This window comes from Streptomyces guryensis, from assembly GCF_021261325.1.
In the GTDB taxonomy this organism is placed as follows: domain Bacteria; phylum Actinomycetota; class Actinomycetes; order Streptomycetales; family Streptomycetaceae; genus Streptomyces; species Streptomyces guryensis.
Genome location: NZ_JAJSBI010000026.1, coordinates 125755 through 141143, shown reverse-complemented (window position 1 = coordinate 141143; position 15389 = coordinate 125755). Strand labels below are relative to the sequence as shown.

The following is a 15389-nucleotide window of genomic DNA, read 5'->3' as shown; positions in this document are numbered from 1 at the left end:
GCCGGCAACCTGCTGCCCCAGCAGGTCATCATCACCCCGCTGTACCGGCTGTACCTGCTGATCGACCTGCCCGGCATCACGGTGAGCGGGAAACTGTACGACTCCGCGCTCGGCCTGGTCCTCATCCACGTGGCGTTCCAGTCCGGGTTCTGCGCCTTCGTGCTGTCCAACTACATGCGGATGCTGCCGCACGAGCTGACCGAGGCCGCCCTGGTCGACGGGGCGTCGGTGTGGCGGATGTACTGGCAGATCGTGCTGCCGCTGTGCAAGCCCGCGATGGCCGCGCTGGCCACCCTGCTCTCCATCTGGATCTACAACGACTTCTTCTGGGCGATCGTGCTGATCTCCACCGGCGAGAACATGCCCATCACCAGCGCGCTCAACAACCTCTCCGGCCAGTACTTCACCGACCCCAACCTGGTCGCCGCCGGCGCCCTGCTCACCGCGATCCCCACCCTGATCGTGTACTTCGTACTCCAGCGCCAGTTCGTCAGCGGCCTCACCCTCGGCGCCAACAAGGGCTGACAGCCCTCCCTTTTGAAAGAGACCTCCGTGCAGCACCACCCCTTCACCGCTGTCGCCTCCGTCCCCGTGGACCCGGCCAACGCCCGGGTCCACGAGGAGGGCTGGCAGTCCTGGAGCCCCAGTGGCGCCTACGCCCTCGGCGACAAGCCGTACCGCCCGACCAACGACAACTGGGCGACGGTCTGCTATCGCCCCGGCGTGACCGTCCCCGAGGGCACCTTCCAGGGCGAGGGCCTGCTGGCGCTCGACCCCGGCGACGGCTCACCGGCCCGTCTGTGGGCGGCCGTCGACCCCACCGCCGAGGTGCCGTCCATCCGCCTGACCGTGGCGGACGGCCTCGTGGAGGTCACCGCCGACGGCGCGGTGAAGGAGTGGACGGGCACGGACGTCCAGGCGGCACTGGGCAGTTGGGCCGACAGCCTCGGCGTCGAGGCGCCGCGCCCGGCGCCGACCGTCTGGTGCTCCTGGTACGAGTACTTCACCAACGTCACCGAGGACGACATCCACGAGAACCTCCGTGCGATGGACACCCTCGACCTGCCGATCGACGTGGTCCAGATCGACGACGGCTACCAGAAGGCCCTCGGCGACTGGCTCACCCTCTCCGGCCGCTTCCGTTCCCGCGAGGGCATCGCGGACGCCATCCGGGCCCGCGGCCGCCGGGCCGGCATCTGGACGGCCCCCTTCCTGGTCGACCCGGCGAGCGACCTGGCCACCGAGCACCCCGACTGGCTGGTCCGCGACGCCGCGGGCGGCTTCACCCACGCCGGCCGCAACTGGGGCCACGACCTGCGCGTCCTGGACACCACGCACCCCGAGGCGGCGGCGTATCTGACCGAGGTCTTCCGCACCCTGCGCACCGAGGGCTACGACTACTTCAAGGTCGACTTCCTCTACGCGGGCGCGCTGGAAGGCGTACGCCACAAGGAAGTCGACGCCCTCACCGCGTACCGCGAGGGCATCGAGCTGATCCGCGAGGCGATCGGCCCGGACGCGTACCTGCTGGGCTGCGGCGCCCCGATCCTGCCCTCCATCGGCCTGTTCGACGCGATGCGGGTGAGCCCCGACACGGGCCCGCACCGCCGCTCCGAGGCCGACGACTTCAGCCAGCCCGGCCAGGACCCGGCCGAGTTCACCGGCGCCGGACGCCAGTGGCAGCACGGCCGCCTCTGGGTCAACGACCCCGACTGCCTGATGGCCCGCCCGGCCGTGGAGACACGGGAACGCTGGGCGGCACACGTGGAGGCGACCGGCGGCCTGATGGCGTCCAGCGACCGCCTGCTGTCCCTGGACGAGTGGGGCGTGACCACCACCCGCCGTCTGCTCTCGGGAGCCGAGCGATGACCCGCGCCCTGAACGTGCCGGGTATCGCGTACGGCGGCGACTACAACCCCGAGCAGTGGCCCGAGGAGGTCTGGGCCGAGGACATGCGCCTGATGGCCGAGGCCGGGGTCACCATGGTCAGCGTCAACATCTTCTCCTGGGCGCTGCTGGAACCCTCCGAGGGCACGTACGACTTCTCGCGCCTCGACCGCATTCTCGACCTGCTCCACGCCCACGGGATCGCCGCCGACCTGGCGACCCCGACGGCGGCCCCGCCGGCCTGGTTCTTCGTGAAGCACCCGGAAGCGCTGCCGGTGGACAAGGACGGCCGCAGACTGTCGTACGGCAGCCGCCAGACGTTCTGCCCGTCGAGCCCCGCCTACCGCGAGGCGGCCCTGCGCATGGCCGGCGAGCTGGCCGGGCGGTACGCGGACCACCCGGCCGTCGTGATGTGGCACGTCCACAACGAGTACGGCTGCCACAACGCGGAGTGCTACTGCGACACCAGCGCGGAGGCGTTCCGCGGCTGGCTCCAGGACAAGTACGCGAGCCTGGACGCCCTCAACCACGCCTGGGGCACCACCTTCTGGAGCCAGTGGTACTACGACTGGGACCAGGTCCTGCCGCCGCGCGCGACCGGCGCGGTTCCGAACCCGACCCACCGGCTGGACTGGCGCCGCTTCTGCAGCGACGCGCTGCTGTCGCTGTACGAGGCCGAGCGCGACGTTCTGCGGGAGGCCGCCCCTCAGACCCCCGCCACCACCAACTTCATGGTGATGTACAACTTCGACGCCCTGGACTACTGGCGCTGGGCGCCCGAGCTGGACATCGTCTCCAACGACCACTACCTCCAGTCCGCCGACCCCGAGTCGCAGATCGACATCGCCCTCAGCGGCGATCTGGTCCGCTCCCTCGCGGGCGGCCCGTGGCTCCTGATGGAGCACTCGACGGGTGCGGTGAACTGGCAGCCGGTCAACAGGGCCAAGACGGCGGGGGAGTTGCGGCGCAACGCCCTGTCACACGTTGCGCGCGGCGCCGACGGCATCGCGTACTTCCAGTGGCGGGCGGCGAAGGCGGGCGCCGAGCAGTGGCACTCGGCGATGCTGCCGCACGCGGGCACCGACAGCCGGATCTGGCGGGACGTGGTGCAACTGGGCGCGGACCTGCGGGCGTTGGCGGAGGTGCGGGGCGCCACCGGCACCGCCGAGGTCGCCATCGTCTGGGACTGGAACGCCCGTTGGGCCCTGGAACTCCCCTCCCAGCCCAGCGGCGAGCTGCACTTCCAGGACCTGGTCAGGGCCTGGTACGAGCCGCTGTGGCGGGCGGGTGTGGCGGTGGACTTCGTCCGCCCGGACGCGGACCTGTCGGCGTACCGCCTGGTCCTGGCCCCTTCGCTGTACCTGATCGACGACGCGGGCGCGGCCAACCTCACCGGCTTCGCGGAGCGCGGCGGCACCCTGGCGGTCGGCTTCCACAGCGGGATGGTCGACGCCGACTGCCATGTGCGGCTGGGCGGTTACCCGGGCGCGTTCCGGGAGGCCCTCGGCGTCCGCACGGACGAGCTGTTCCCGCTGCTGCCCGGGCAGACGGTGGCCCTGAGCGACGGCACCACCGGCACGCTCTGGTCGGAGCGGGTAGGGCTGGAGGGCGCGGAGGCGGTGACGTCGTACACGGACGGGCCGCTGACCGGGGTACCGGCGGTGACCCGCAACGCGTACGGCACGGGCACGGCCTGGTACCTGGCCACCCACCCGGCCCCGGAGGCCCTGTCCGGCCTTCTGGAGCGCATCCGTGTGGAGGCCGGGGTCGAACCCGTGCGCTCCGCTCCGGCGGGCGTGGAGGCGGCCCTGCGGCGCGGCACCGAGGCCGACTACCTCTTCCTGATCAACCACACGGACCAGGACGCGGAGGTCGCCGTCTCCCCGGGGGCGAGCGAGCTGCTGTCCGGGAAGCCGTTGGTCGGCGGGAGGGTGAAGGTGCCGGCCGGGGATGCCGTGGTGGTGCGGGAGCCACGGGTGGGTACCCGGTAGCCGAGTCGCCGGAGCCTCCCGTGGCGAGGTGAGCCGTCATGCCCGAGTTGCCGGACGTCGAGGGATTCCGGAAGGTGCTCGAGTCCTGCGCGCGGGGCCGGATGATCCGGCACGTCGACGTCCGCGACGCGGGCGTGCTGCACGGGGTGGGCGCGAGGCGGCTGCGGGAGGCGTTGGAGGGTCGGCGCGTCACCGGGGCGGAGCGCCACGGGAAGTGGCTCATGGCCCGCACCGGGGGCCCTCCCTCGTGTTCCACCTTTCTTTCCGGGCAGGGGTAGCCGGATCGCCGCAGGGCCATCCGGCGTGTCGGGTGGACGGCGCTGAGACGGGCCTCAGGCAGGTGCGGCGACTCGGAGTTGAGGGAGTGGTGGCCGGTGGCCGGGCGAGGGCGGCGGCCGGGAGCGGTCACTCGGACGGGTGATGTTGATCGATGGTGTGCGCGGTCGGGGAACGCGCGGGCTAGGTTCGCGGCATGGCACGTTTCCGGATGTACCCGACGCCCGCGCAGGCGGAGCAGATGCTCACGCACTGCGCGCACGCGAGGTACGTGTGGAATCTCGCCGTCGAGCAGCACGCGCACTGGAAGCCCGGCCGGAAAGGCGCGCCCGGTTTCGCGGAGCAGTGCCGCCAGCTCACCGAGGCCCGGCGGGAGAATGAGTGGCTGGGGGCTGGCAATGCGGACGTGCAGCAGCAGGCGCTCAAGGACTTTGCCAAGGCCAAGAATGCCAAGTTCACATCCGGGTTCGGTGAGCCGACCTGGCGCAGGAAGTTCCGTCACGAGGGCTTCCGGGTCATCGGAACCGACCGCGTACCCGAGTACAACGCCGACGGCTCGCCGAAGCTGAACGCGAAGACGGACAAGCAGGTCATGGGCCGGTCGGTGGTCGTGCAGAAGCTGAACCGGCGGTGGGCGCAGGTCAAGGTGCCCGGCTGCGGCTGGGTCCGCTTCCGCCTTAGCGCTCAGGGCAAGGGCGCGAAGCCGCCCGACGCCAAGACGTTCCGGGTCACCTACCGCCACGGCCAGTGGCACATCGCCTTCGCCGTCATCCCCGCGCCGATTCCCGCGCCCAGCACGGGCGAGGTCATCGGTATCGACCGGGGTGTGACGATCACGGCGGCCCTGTCGGACGGCCGCACCCTGAACTGCCCGCAGCTCACCGTCAGGGAGCGGGCGCAGATCAGCAAGCACCAGCGGCGCGCGGCACGGGCGAGGAAGAACAGCCCGCAGAAGGCGGCTGGGTACGCGAAGGTCGCCAGGCTCAAGGCGCGCGAGGCGAACCGGCGCAAGGACTGGTGCGAGAAGATCAGTACCATGCTTGCCCGCACCTATGGCCTGGTGCGGTTCGAGAAGTTGAACATCAAGAACATGACCCGCTCGGCGAGGGGAAGCGTCGAGCAGCCGGGCAGGCACGTGGCGCAGAAAGCCGGGCTCAACCGGGGCATCCTCGCTCAGGGCTGGGGCCTGCTGCGCCGGCGCACCGGGGACAAGGCGCCCGGCCGGGTTGAGGACGTTCCCGCCCCCTACACCTCGCTGCGGTGCAGTGCCTGTGGATGGATCGAGAAGAGCTCACGCAAGAGCCAAGCTGAGTTCGAGTGCGTGTCCTGTGGCTTCACCTGCAATGCGGACACCAATGCGGCAGTCAACGTCGCGGCAGGGCAGGGCGGGATTCCCCGCCCCCGGCGTGCAGCCGGTGCCGGAGGGGTGACAGCGGCCACCGGCCGTTCGAGCGCCCGTGAACCTCAACCCGCCTGGGTTGGAATCCCCCTCTTTTGAGAGGGGGAGGATGTCAATTCGGCATGACCGGCCTGCCACGGCGCGGCGCCGCAGCAGGCGGGCACCTTCGTCGTGCGGCCGTCCCACGCCCCGCGCCCGGGCCCTCTGGTACTGCTGCTCTCCCCCGACCTGCGGGTACTCGCCCGGACCCCGGACACCTACGCCTATCTGAGCCTGCTGGTGCCGCCCGAGCACGGCCGCCCGGAGGTCCCCGCGAGCGCCTACGACGTCGCCGCCCAGCTGCTGGCGGTCGAGGCCGGGGTCGACGCGAACCCGCCGCGTTCCCGGGTCCACCTGGCGGACGGCCTGTGGCTGACCCTGAGCGCCGCCCGGATCGGCGACGCGGCGTCGCCGGCCCGGCGGCGGGCCATCGCCGTCACCATCGAGGAGACCTCACCGACGGAGCGCCTCGCCGTGTTCGCCCGGGCCCACGCCCTGAGCCCTCGCGAGAGCGTCCTCCTGGGCCACCTGGCCAAGGGCGGCGACAGACACGAGTTGGCCTGCCGGATGTCCCTCTCGGAGCACACCGTGCAGGACCACCTCAAGTCGATCTTCGCCAAGACGTCGACCAACAACCGCGGAATGCTGCTCGCCCGCGCTCTGGGGGCGTGAGCGTCAGCCGATCGGGTGCGGCACCTGCGGCGCACGAGTGTTTCGTGACCGAGGGGTACTCGCCGGGCGCGCTCCGGGCAAGGGATGCCGGGAGCATGCGGTGTCGAAGGGAGAGCGGCCGTGAGGTGGGTGCCCTGCGAGGAAGCTTTCGGCCGCGTGACGGACCGGTCGTGACCGCGTCCGAGCCGGCGGGCCGGTCCCGCCCCGGGGAGCGACTGGCGGACGCGGTGGACGCCCGGCTGCCCCTGTACGACGGGGGCGGCGGGTTGTTGCGCAAGGCGTTCCCGGACCACTGGTCGTTCCTGCTCGGCGAGCTGGCGCTCTACAGCCTGCTCGTCCTGGTGCTGACCGGTGTGTGGCTGACGTTCTTCTTCAAGCCGGAGATGCGGGAGGTCGTCTACGCCGGGCCGTACGCCCCGCTGCGGGGGGTGCGCATGTCGCAGGCCTTCGACTCCACGCTGCACATCAGCTTCGACGTACGTGGCGGACTGCTGATCCGTCAGCTGCACCACTGGGCCGCCCTGGTGTTCGTCTCCGCCATCGGCCTCCACCTGCTGCGGATCTTCTTCACCGGCGCCTTCCGCAGGCCGCGGGAGGCGAACTGGGCCATCGGCGTCACCCTGTTCATGCTCGCCCTGGCCGAGGGCTTCGCCGGTTACTCCCTGCCGGACGACCTGCTCTCCGGCACCGGGCTGCGCATCGCCGAGGGGATCATGCTGTCGATCCCAGTGGTGGGGACGTACCTCGCCTTCTTCGTCTTCGGGTCCCAGTTCCCGGGCCACGACGTCATTCCGCGGCTGTACAGCCTGCACATCCTGCTGCTGCCGGGAGCGCTGATCGCCCTGGTCACCGTGCATCTGATCCTCGTCTTCCACCTCAAGCACACCCAGTGGCGCGGCCCGGGCCGCACGAACGCGAACGCCGTCGGAAGGCCCCTGTACCCGCGCTTCACGGCCATGTCCGCCGGCCTGTCCCTCATCGTGTTCGGGGTGCTGGCCGTCCTCTCCGGCGTCGCGCAGATCAACCCGGTCTGGGTGTACGGCCCCTACCGGCCGGACCAGGTGTCGACGGGGTCCCAGCCCGACTGGTACGTCGGCTTCCTGGAGGGCGCGCTGCGGCTCGTACCGCCGTGGGAGACGACCCTCGCCGGCCACACGCTGATGTGGAACGTCCTGCTGCCCGCGGTCGTCCTGCCCGGACTTCTCTTCGCCGTCCTGTACGCCTACCCCTTCGTCGAGCAGCGGCTGACCGGCGAGTGGGTCAGCGAACAGCACCTGTGCGACCGGCCCCGCGAGCGGCCCGTCCGCACCGGCCTCGGCGTCGCCGGCACCACGTTCTTCGGCGTACTGCTGCTGGCCGGCGGCAACGACGTGATGGCGGCGACCTTCCGCATCTCGGTCAACGCGCTCACCTGGATCCTGCGCATCGCCCTGATCGTGGGCCCGGTGCTCGCCTTCGTGGTCACCCGCGCGCTGTGCCACGCCCTGCTGGACGCGGAGCACGAGCGCCTCACCGAGGGCGAGGAGACCGGAGAGGTGCGGCAGAACGTGGCCGGGGGCTACGAGAGCGGCCACCGCCCCGTCACCGACTTCCGGCCGGGCGCCCCCCGCGCCCCGATCAGTCCTGCGGACCGGCGCCCCGGTCCACGTACTGGAACACCAGACCCAGAGCTCCCCGGCCCAGCACCCCGAAGCCGATGAGGAACAGCCACAGGCCGTAGACCACGCCGGTCGCCGTGATCGCGAAACCGAGCGCGGTGACGATCGGCCAGGGGCTGTGCGGGGGGAAGAACTCCAGCGGCCCGGCGGCGTCGGCCACCTCGGCGTCGCCGCGGTCCTGGGGGCGCCGGCCGTGCCGGGCGTACTGCACGGCGCAGAAGAACGACACGAGCCCGGCCATGCCGAACGCCACGACGAGTGCCGCGGTGCCGGGCGGATCCCAGTGGGACCACACGCCGTAGAGCGCCGCCGAGCCGCCGAAGAAGGCGGCCACGACACCGAAGAGCACGGCCTCCACCTTCACTGCAGTCCCTCCTGCCTGGCCTGCTGGACGATGTCGGGATGGTGCAGGTCGAAGGCCGGGGACTCCGAGCGCACCCGGGGCAGCGCGGTGAAGTTGTGCCGGGGCGGCGGACAGGCGGTCGCCCATTCCAGGCCCCGCCCGTACCCCCAGGGGTCGTCCTCGTCGACGGTCCGGCCGTGGCGGGACGTGTGCCACACGTTGTAGAGGAACGGCAGCGTGGACACGCCGAGCAGGAACGCGCCCGTCGACGACAGGGTGTTGAGCAGGGTGAACCCGTCGGAGGGCAGATAGTCGGCGTACCGGCGCGGCATGCCCGACTCGCCCAGCCAGTGCTGCACGAGGAAGGTCAGCTGGAACGCCGGGAACAGCAGCCAGAAGTGCAGCTTGCCCAGCCGCTCGCCGAGCATCTTCCCGGTGAACTTCGGCCACCAGAAGTAGAAGCCCGCGAACATCGCGAAGACCACGGTGCCGAAGAGCACGTAGTGCAGATGGGCCACCAGGAAGTACGAGTCGGTGACGTGGAAGTCGAGTGGCGGCGAGGCCAGCAGCACTCCGCTGAGCCCGCCCAGCAGGAACGACACCATGAATCCGAGCGACCAGAGCATCGGCGTCTCGAAGGAGACGGACCCGTTCACCATCGTCCCGATCCACGCGAAGAACTTGATGCCCGTGGGCACCGCGATCAGGAACGACATGAGCGAGAAGAACGGCAGCAGCACCGCGCCCGTGGCGAACATGTGGTGCGCCCACACCACCGCCGACAGCATGGTGATCGTGGTCGTCGCCCCGATCATCGGCAGATACCCGAAGAGGGGCTTGCGCGAGAACACCGGGATGATCTCCGAGACGATGCCGAAGAACGGCAGCGCCACGATGTAGACCTCGGGATGCCCGAAGAACCAGAACAGGTGCTGCCACAGCAGGGCGCCGCCGTTGTGGGCGTCGAAGACGTGCGAGCCGAACTTCCGGTCGCACTCCAGGGCGAGCAGCGCGGCCGTGAGCACCGGGAACGCGGGCAGCACCAGGATGGACGTGAACAGCACGTTCCAGGTGAACATCGGCATCCGGAACATCGTCATGCCCGGGGCGCGCAGACACAGGATCGTGGTGATGAAGTTGACCGCACCGAGCGTGGTGCTCACCCCGGTGACCACCAGCCCCATCACCCACAGGTCGCCCCCGGCGCCGGGCGAGAAGTACGCGCTGTTCAGCGGGGCGTAGGCGAACCAGCCGAAGGCCGCCGCGCCGCCCGGCACCACGAACCCCGACACCACCATCAGACCGCCGAACAGATACATCCAGTACGACAGCGCGTTGAGCCGGGGGAACGCCACGTCCGGGGCGCCGATCTGCAACGGCATCACGGCGTTCGTGAACCCGGCGAACATCGGAGTGGCGAACAGCAGCATCATGATCGTGCCGTGCTCGGTGAAGAGCTGGTTGTAGGTGTGCGTGTTCATGAACTGCAGCCCAGGGCGGGCCAGTTCGGCGCGCATGCCGAGGGCGAGCAGACCACCGAGGAGGAAGAAGCAGAACGAGGTCACCATGTACAGGCGGCCGATCACCTTGTGGTCGGTGGTCGAGGCCCAGGCGAGCAGCGTGCGCCCCAGCGGGACGGCGGCGCCGCGGGACGCGCGCCTCGCGCCTTCGTCGAGACGTTGGGACGCTTCGGTCATTGTTCTCCTCAGCCGTGGTTCTCCTCAGCCGTGCCGAGAGCGAGAAGCGCCTGGCAAGTGCCCGCCTCGACCGAGGGGAAACCGGCGACTCCTCTGCGTGACGACGCTACCGACGCGCACGGCGGCGACGGGGCTGCCACGCCTCCGGAGCGCAGCAGGTCGCCCGGGCGCTACGGCAGGGGCGACGAGCCGGCCACCCGCATGGGGCGGCACTCCCGCACCCGCGTCGATCACCTAGAGCCGGACCGTGTTCGAACCGACGTCCAGCACGCTCGGTCTCATGGGCCTCGGGGTACCCGGCCCCGCCGCCGCCAGTCCGCCAGCAGCCTGGCGGCCAACCGGTCCTCCAGGTGAGTGGTGGTACGAATCCCGAAGACGACATCGGCCTCCAGACCCGGTTCGCCCTCCAGGAGACCGCCGACGACGTCATGCCGTACGACCTGTTCGTGCACCGCGTCGGCCTCGACGTGCTCGGTGTAGAACCGTACGGCCGCCGGTCCGGCCCCGGCGCGGCGCATCGCTTCGGCGAGGCGGCGGGAGGCGGGGGACGAGGTCACCTCGACGGCGGCGAAGTGCCCGACGAGCGCGCCGCGCAGCGCCCTGTGCAGGCCGAACAGGGACATCAGGTTGACGGTGGCGAGCGCCTCGGCAGGGGCGGCGTCGACGTAGTGCCCGTACGCCGTCTCCAGCCCCAGGTCCGCCATGAGGTCGGCGTACAGCTGCGCGTGGATCTCGTCGGCACGGCCCGCGCCGAACTCGTCGAACTCGACCGCGACCATCGCCGCCTTCGCCCGCCCGTGCAGCCGGGGGATCACCCAGGCGTGCGGATCCGCTTCCTTGAGGTGATAGAGCGAGCGCAGCACCGCGTACTCCCGCAACTGGCCGAGATCGCCCTCGTCGCGGAGGAAGTGCGAGACGCTGCCGGCGCCGTCCACCGGTTCGACCTGCAGTTCGTCCAGCGCCTGGCGGGCCGAGTCGGCGCCGTCCATCGGCACGTCCGCGCGCAGTGCGCCCAGGAAGCGGTCCTCCATCGCACCGCGGCGGGCCAGCAGACCGCTGTCCCACTCAAGACCCCCGGGCACGCCCTGGAAGCCCTCGTAGTGCAGCTCGTAGAGGACGTAGAGGGCGAGCTGCAGGTCCTCGCCGTATGGCGGACAGCGCGCTGGGGGAGGAATGGTTCCGGGGTCCGACCCCCGCAGCAGGGACAGCACGGCGGCGGAGAGCGGACCCCGCGGTTCGGGCAGTGGCGGCGGCCGGTGCCGCGACTGGACCCGGGGGCTGGCCGTGCTCATTCGGGCCCGCCTTCGCCGGTTCGCCTGTCGCGGCGGCGATGGCTGGTGTCGCACCAGGGGTATGTACGGCTGCGGCGGCAGGTGCAGACGGCCACGGTGAAGCGCCGGGAGACCGTCACCTCGCCGTTCTCGTCCACCACCTCGACCGGTCCCTCGATGAGCAGGGGCCCGTCGCGCTGGACGCGAACCCGGCGGGGCCGTTCAGATGCGTTCGGCACGGATCACCACCAGCTCCTCCGTCGTATCGACGCCCGTCAGACCTCGCTCGCGCAGCCAGTCGAGCCGTGAACGCAGCACGCGGCCGAACGGGAGCCGGGTCCGGTCGACGACCTCGGCGCACAGACCGGCGTTCGCGAGGCGGGCCAGCGTGGCGTCGATGCCGCACAGATGCGAGTGCACGATGAGCAGAGCGCCCGTCGGCCGCAGGAACGTCGACGCGGTGTCGCAGATGCGGTCGATCAGCAGCCGGCCGTCCGGACCGGCGTCCCAGGCCCGGGCGGGGCCGAGGGGCGGCGCCTCGCCCCGGGCGGGCACGTAGGGCGGATTGGCGACGACGAGGTCGAAACGGCGGCCGGGCACCGCCGAGGCGAGGTCGCCGTGGCGCACCCGCAGGGTCTGGCCGTTCAGCAGGGCGTTGAACCAGGTGACCGCGATCGCCTGCCAGGAGATGTCGACCGCGGTGACCCGGCCGCCGAGCCGCGCCGCCTCCACCGCGAGCACGCCACTGCCGGTCCCCAGGTCCAGCACATCCGTACGTTCCGTGATCGCCTCGCGGTGCATCGCCCGCCGCAGCAGCCCCGTGTCGGTCTGCGGGGAATAGACACCCCGCGGGACCCAGCAACGGGGCGGGCCCGCGACGATCGAGCCGCAGGTGGTGGTCATCGGTGTCTCCATCAGCCCGGTGCCTTCCGCCGAGGACGGGTACTACGCCGACGTGATGCGGCAGCGCCCCACGGGTACCCCCTGGCGACAGACGTAACGACGAGGCATCACGAGCGCGGTCGAGGAAGGCTCAGCGTCAGAGGGCGGCAGCCGACTGGGACGGACGACGTCGAAGGGCCCCACGAACGGTGGGGCCCTTCGACATCGTGCCCGGTGAGGCACTGGCGGACGATCGACTCCGGAAGCAGCGGGCGTCGTCCGGCTACCGGGCCCGTACTCGGCGAGCAGCCGCCGCAGGTCCTGCTCCACCGCGCTGTACCGCAGCTCGCCGTCGGCGTCCTGCCGGAACCGGCTGAGCGCCTACAGGAACAGCAACGGCTGTGCGGAGCCCGCACCCCACTCCTCGTCCACTGCCTCAGCTGCGCGGTGCGCTCGACCCGGTCCATGACCGGCGATCGTAGGGGCGGCTGGTCGAACACTGATCCGTGCACGGGGTGGGCCAGGTCGAGGGCTACGCGGGCGTGACGCCGAGGATGCGGGAGAGGGTGAAGACCCGTTCGTCCTCGCGCAGATGGCACCAGGCATACAGATGGGGCGGGTCGAGATCGAGCTCGCTGAGGGTACGTACGGTCCGGTTGCCCGAGGCGGCGACGTACTCGACCGTGATGGCCGTGCGGGCGTCGACGGCGTGGGCGAGCTGGCGGACATCGCTGTACGTCAGGTTCTTCGCGTACCCGGCGATGATCTCCTCGGTGTCCGTGCCATAGGGGACCCCGGTGCCGAACGGGTCGGGAGCCGGAAGTGTCGTCGGGGCGTCCCGCAGCCTGGCGGCCAGGGTGCGCAGATCAAGGTCCACCGGGGTCTGTGTCGGCACAGACCGCCGCCGTTGGCCTGGGACTGGGGTCGGAGTCGGGTCGGAGGCACGTCGGCTCCGGGTCTTCTCGACGCGTACGGTGCCGTCGGCCTTCTCGGCGACGGGGGCGTAGCCGGCGGCCCGGAGCGCGGTGAGCGTCTTGTCGAGCGGAGTCCGGCAGACCAGCACGGTCGGTGCCAGCTGCCGCAGCCCGAGCTCGGCGAGCTTGCGGTGGGCGGCGAGTTCGGCGAGGAGGGAGGGTTCCTCGCCGTGGATCACGCAGGCCGCGGCGGCGATGCGCACACGGCCGTGAGCGCGCGCGGTGTCGTGGATCAGATACGACAGCGGCTGGGGGAGGGGGCCGACGGCGACGTCGGCCAGGTCGGCGGCGATGGCGTCGGGTGTACGGCCGGTGTCCAGGGCGCCGCGGATGGTGCCCGGGCTGAACCGCCACACGGACGCGGTGCCGACGGCTTCCCGTTCTGCGACGGCGTCCAGCAGGGCGGCCAGGCGGGCTGACGGTGTGCCTGTGACGACGGCGGTGAGGTCCGCGCCGAAGCGGGCCGTGCTGGTGGCCGTCGGCAGCAGCCGCCGACTGGCCGCGGCCAGTGCTTCGCCGTCATCGGCCCGCAAGGCGGCTCCGATGCGGGAGAGGGAGCCCCGGGCAATCACACCGAGTAGTTCCGCTTCGCGGACCACGGAGGCGAAAAGCGTGGAGTCCTGGGGGAGTTGGTCGGCGAGCGGACGGTGCCAGGCGACGAGCGGCCCCAGATCCACGGGGCTCCGCACCCCCTGGTCCGCCGGGAGCGCTACAGCTGCGGCGAGAAGCCCGTCCCGGGCCTGCACACAGCCGCCACAGGGTGGTGTTCCGGCGAGTGCGGGCAGCGCCTTGCCGTCTTCGTCGCGGGCCTGGGTCGGCGTCAGCGGCAGCGTCCGCCACGCCTGGAGAAGCACGGTGAGCTGCTCCGCCGGTTCCCGCTCCGCCCAGGCGTCGTAGCCTTTCGTCGCCGCGACCCGGTCACCGTCCCGGGCCAGCAGCCCGGCGTCGTACGCCGTCTCCAGGACGAGGCGTACGACGATGTCGTCGCACTGCGTGGCCTTGCCGATCCGGGACAGCTCACGCGCCCCGACCCCGCCGGACTTCAGACGGGTCGGCGGAGACGCGGCGCACGCCGCCAGAACCGAGGCGGCGTGGGCGGCGAACGTCGTGGCGGCCGCCGCCGCCTCCCGATCCACCTCCGCCTCGGTGACGGACACCGTCTGCACGATGGGCGGGCACGGCTCGAACGGGGCGTGCCAGTCGGCCCCTCGCAGCGCGAGCGCCACCTCGGCCGGCATTCGTGCGGGCCCGTACCCGGAGTACCGGTCCTGGACCAGCAGTCCCCGCTCCAGCGCCCACCGCGCACCCGGTTCGGAGTCGGCCCGTGGGGCCCCGAGCATGATGAACTCCGCCTGTGCCTGCGTCTGTTCACCCTGGTGACGGGCTCGTCGCTCAAGCAGTTTCCGAGTGGCCGCAGGCGCCGAAGCGACCACCGCGGCCACCCGCGCCGGGTCACTGTGGTGTTCCAGCAGGGTGGCCAGCCGATCCTTCTTGGTGGTGCCGGGCGCCGGGATGACCAGGGCCACCAGCATGCGCCGCAGTTCCTCGGAGGTCGTGTCCGCCAGCAGGCGGGCCAGCGGCGCGTCCAGTCCCAGCGGCGCATCCCACGCCTGCCGCAACGGCGCCGCCATGTGCAGCAGCCCTTGGCCGTCCGGCCAGACGAGCGCGTGATCGGCCAGTGTCTCCAGGACCGCGTCCAGCCCGCGATCGCTCTCGGTTTCGGTCACGTCCAGCAGATCGGCCAAAGCGGTACGTGGAACGGGTCCCAATGCCGCCAGAGCCTCAGCCACCTGCAGCTGTGGCAGCGCGAGCTCCGCCACCGCGGGGGCAACCGACGCCGGGCGCTGAAGGCGGTCCGCGAGTTCGCCGAACGATCGTGGCTCCGGCGGGGACACGGCATCCGGGCGAGTCGCCAGGACTCGCTCAAGTCGATCGACTTCCAGACCGCTCAGCCACGAGGCCAGAGTTGATCCGCTGGGCTTGCCGATGGGGCACCTCACAAAGACGACGCCGTTGCTCTTGGAACCGGAGCCGGTCCTGCGCACGCTCCAGAATGGCGCATCGCGGGGGCACCTGAGTCCTGCGACGGCAAGAAGCCGCTTGTGAGTGAAGGCGTTGTCCCGTGGATCGACCCACCAGCGGCAAAGCGATGCGGCGAAAAACGCTCTATGCCGGAAATAAATGAGACCAGAACTGAGACCGGAACGAGACCAGAACTGAGACCAGGGCATGCCGAGAACCTCGGTCGCTGAGCGGTCCGGGGTTCTCGTCTCGCCTGTTCAGGCGGCTGCGGAGGATAC

Annotated in this window: 12 protein-coding genes and 2 pseudogenes; 7 read left to right on the top strand and 7 right to left on the bottom strand. The window is 71.1% G+C overall.

From position 1 onward, the window contains the following. The 7 genes and pseudogenes from LJ657_RS37520 to qcrB all read left to right on the top strand — a co-directional run. A partial coding sequence (locus tag LJ657_RS37520) for a carbohydrate ABC transporter permease (protein WP_232653552.1) occupies positions 1–525 on the top strand: 525 nt, incomplete at its 5' end. Positions 526–552: 27 nt separating this feature from the next. After that, positions 553–1869, top strand: a complete 1317-nt coding sequence (locus tag LJ657_RS37515; protein WP_232653550.1) for a glycoside hydrolase family 36 protein — start codon at positions 553–555, stop codon at positions 1867–1869. Then, positions 1866–3878 carry a beta-galactosidase gene (locus LJ657_RS37510; RefSeq protein WP_232653548.1) on the top strand — a complete coding sequence of 671 codons (2013 nt, stop codon included), beginning with the start codon at positions 1866–1868 and terminating at the stop codon, positions 3876–3878. The genes LJ657_RS37515 and LJ657_RS37510 overlap by 4 nt, the downstream gene beginning before the upstream one ends. 38 nt (positions 3879–3916) lie before the next feature. Then, a pseudogene (locus tag LJ657_RS37505) lies at positions 3917–4120 on the top strand (DNA-formamidopyrimidine glycosylase family protein); the annotation flags it as partial. 230 nt (positions 4121–4350) lie between these two features. Continuing rightward, a complete protein-coding gene (locus tag LJ657_RS37500) occupies positions 4351–5652 on the top strand; it encodes an RNA-guided endonuclease InsQ/TnpB family protein (RefSeq protein WP_232653528.1) in 1302 nt (433 codons plus the stop codon). A 72-nt stretch (positions 5653–5724) separates the two neighbouring features. After that, entirely contained in the window at positions 5725–6264 is a 540-nt protein-coding gene (locus LJ657_RS48770) for a helix-turn-helix transcriptional regulator (protein WP_232653525.1), read from the top strand. Positions 6265–6434: 170 nt separating this feature from the next. Further along, a complete protein-coding gene (gene qcrB / locus LJ657_RS37490) occupies positions 6435–7964 on the top strand; it encodes a cytochrome bc1 complex cytochrome b subunit (RefSeq protein ID WP_232653523.1) in 1530 nt (509 codons plus the stop codon). Here the strand turns inward: qcrB and LJ657_RS37485 are convergent. From LJ657_RS37485 to LJ657_RS37455, 7 genes and pseudogenes are all read right to left on the bottom strand, one after another. Then, positions 7882–8286 carry a cytochrome c oxidase subunit 4 gene (locus tag LJ657_RS37485; protein ID WP_232653520.1) on the bottom strand — a complete coding sequence of 135 codons (405 nt, stop codon included), beginning with the start codon at positions 8284–8286 and terminating at the stop codon, positions 7882–7884. The two genes, qcrB and LJ657_RS37485, sit on opposite strands and share 83 nt — an antisense overlap. Continuing rightward, positions 8283–9962 (bottom strand): aa3-type cytochrome oxidase subunit I, encoded by a 1680-nt coding sequence (gene ctaD, locus LJ657_RS37480; RefSeq protein WP_269787364.1) that lies wholly within the window; start codon positions 9960–9962, stop codon positions 8283–8285. The genes LJ657_RS37485 and ctaD overlap by 4 nt, the downstream gene beginning before the upstream one ends. Positions 9963–10240: 278 nt before the next feature. Continuing rightward, on the bottom strand, positions 10241–11254 hold the full coding sequence (locus LJ657_RS37475) for an iron-containing redox enzyme family protein (RefSeq protein WP_232653517.1): 1014 nt from the start codon (positions 11252–11254) through the stop codon (positions 10241–10243). Then, positions 11251–11472 carry a CDGSH iron-sulfur domain-containing protein gene (locus LJ657_RS37470; RefSeq protein ID WP_232653514.1) on the bottom strand — a complete coding sequence of 74 codons (222 nt, stop codon included), beginning with the start codon at positions 11470–11472 and terminating at the stop codon, positions 11251–11253. The genes LJ657_RS37475 and LJ657_RS37470 overlap by 4 nt, the downstream gene beginning before the upstream one ends. Further along, the gene (locus tag LJ657_RS37465) at positions 11456–12136 is read right to left on the bottom strand and encodes a HemK2/MTQ2 family protein methyltransferase (protein ID WP_232653511.1); all 681 of its coding nucleotides are present in this window, start codon (positions 12134–12136) and stop codon (positions 11456–11458) included. Before LJ657_RS37465 ends, LJ657_RS37470 begins: the two co-directional genes overlap by 17 nt. Positions 12137–12382: 246 nt before the next feature. Beyond that, positions 12383–12582: pseudogene (locus tag LJ657_RS37460) on the bottom strand (phosphorothioated DNA-binding restriction endonuclease family protein); the annotation flags it as partial. 65 nt (positions 12583–12647) lie between these two features. Next, on the bottom strand, positions 12648–15089 hold the full coding sequence (locus tag LJ657_RS37455) for a helicase-associated domain-containing protein (RefSeq protein ID WP_232653571.1): 2442 nt from the start codon (positions 15087–15089) through the stop codon (positions 12648–12650). Between the last annotated feature and the right edge of the window lie 300 nt (positions 15090–15389).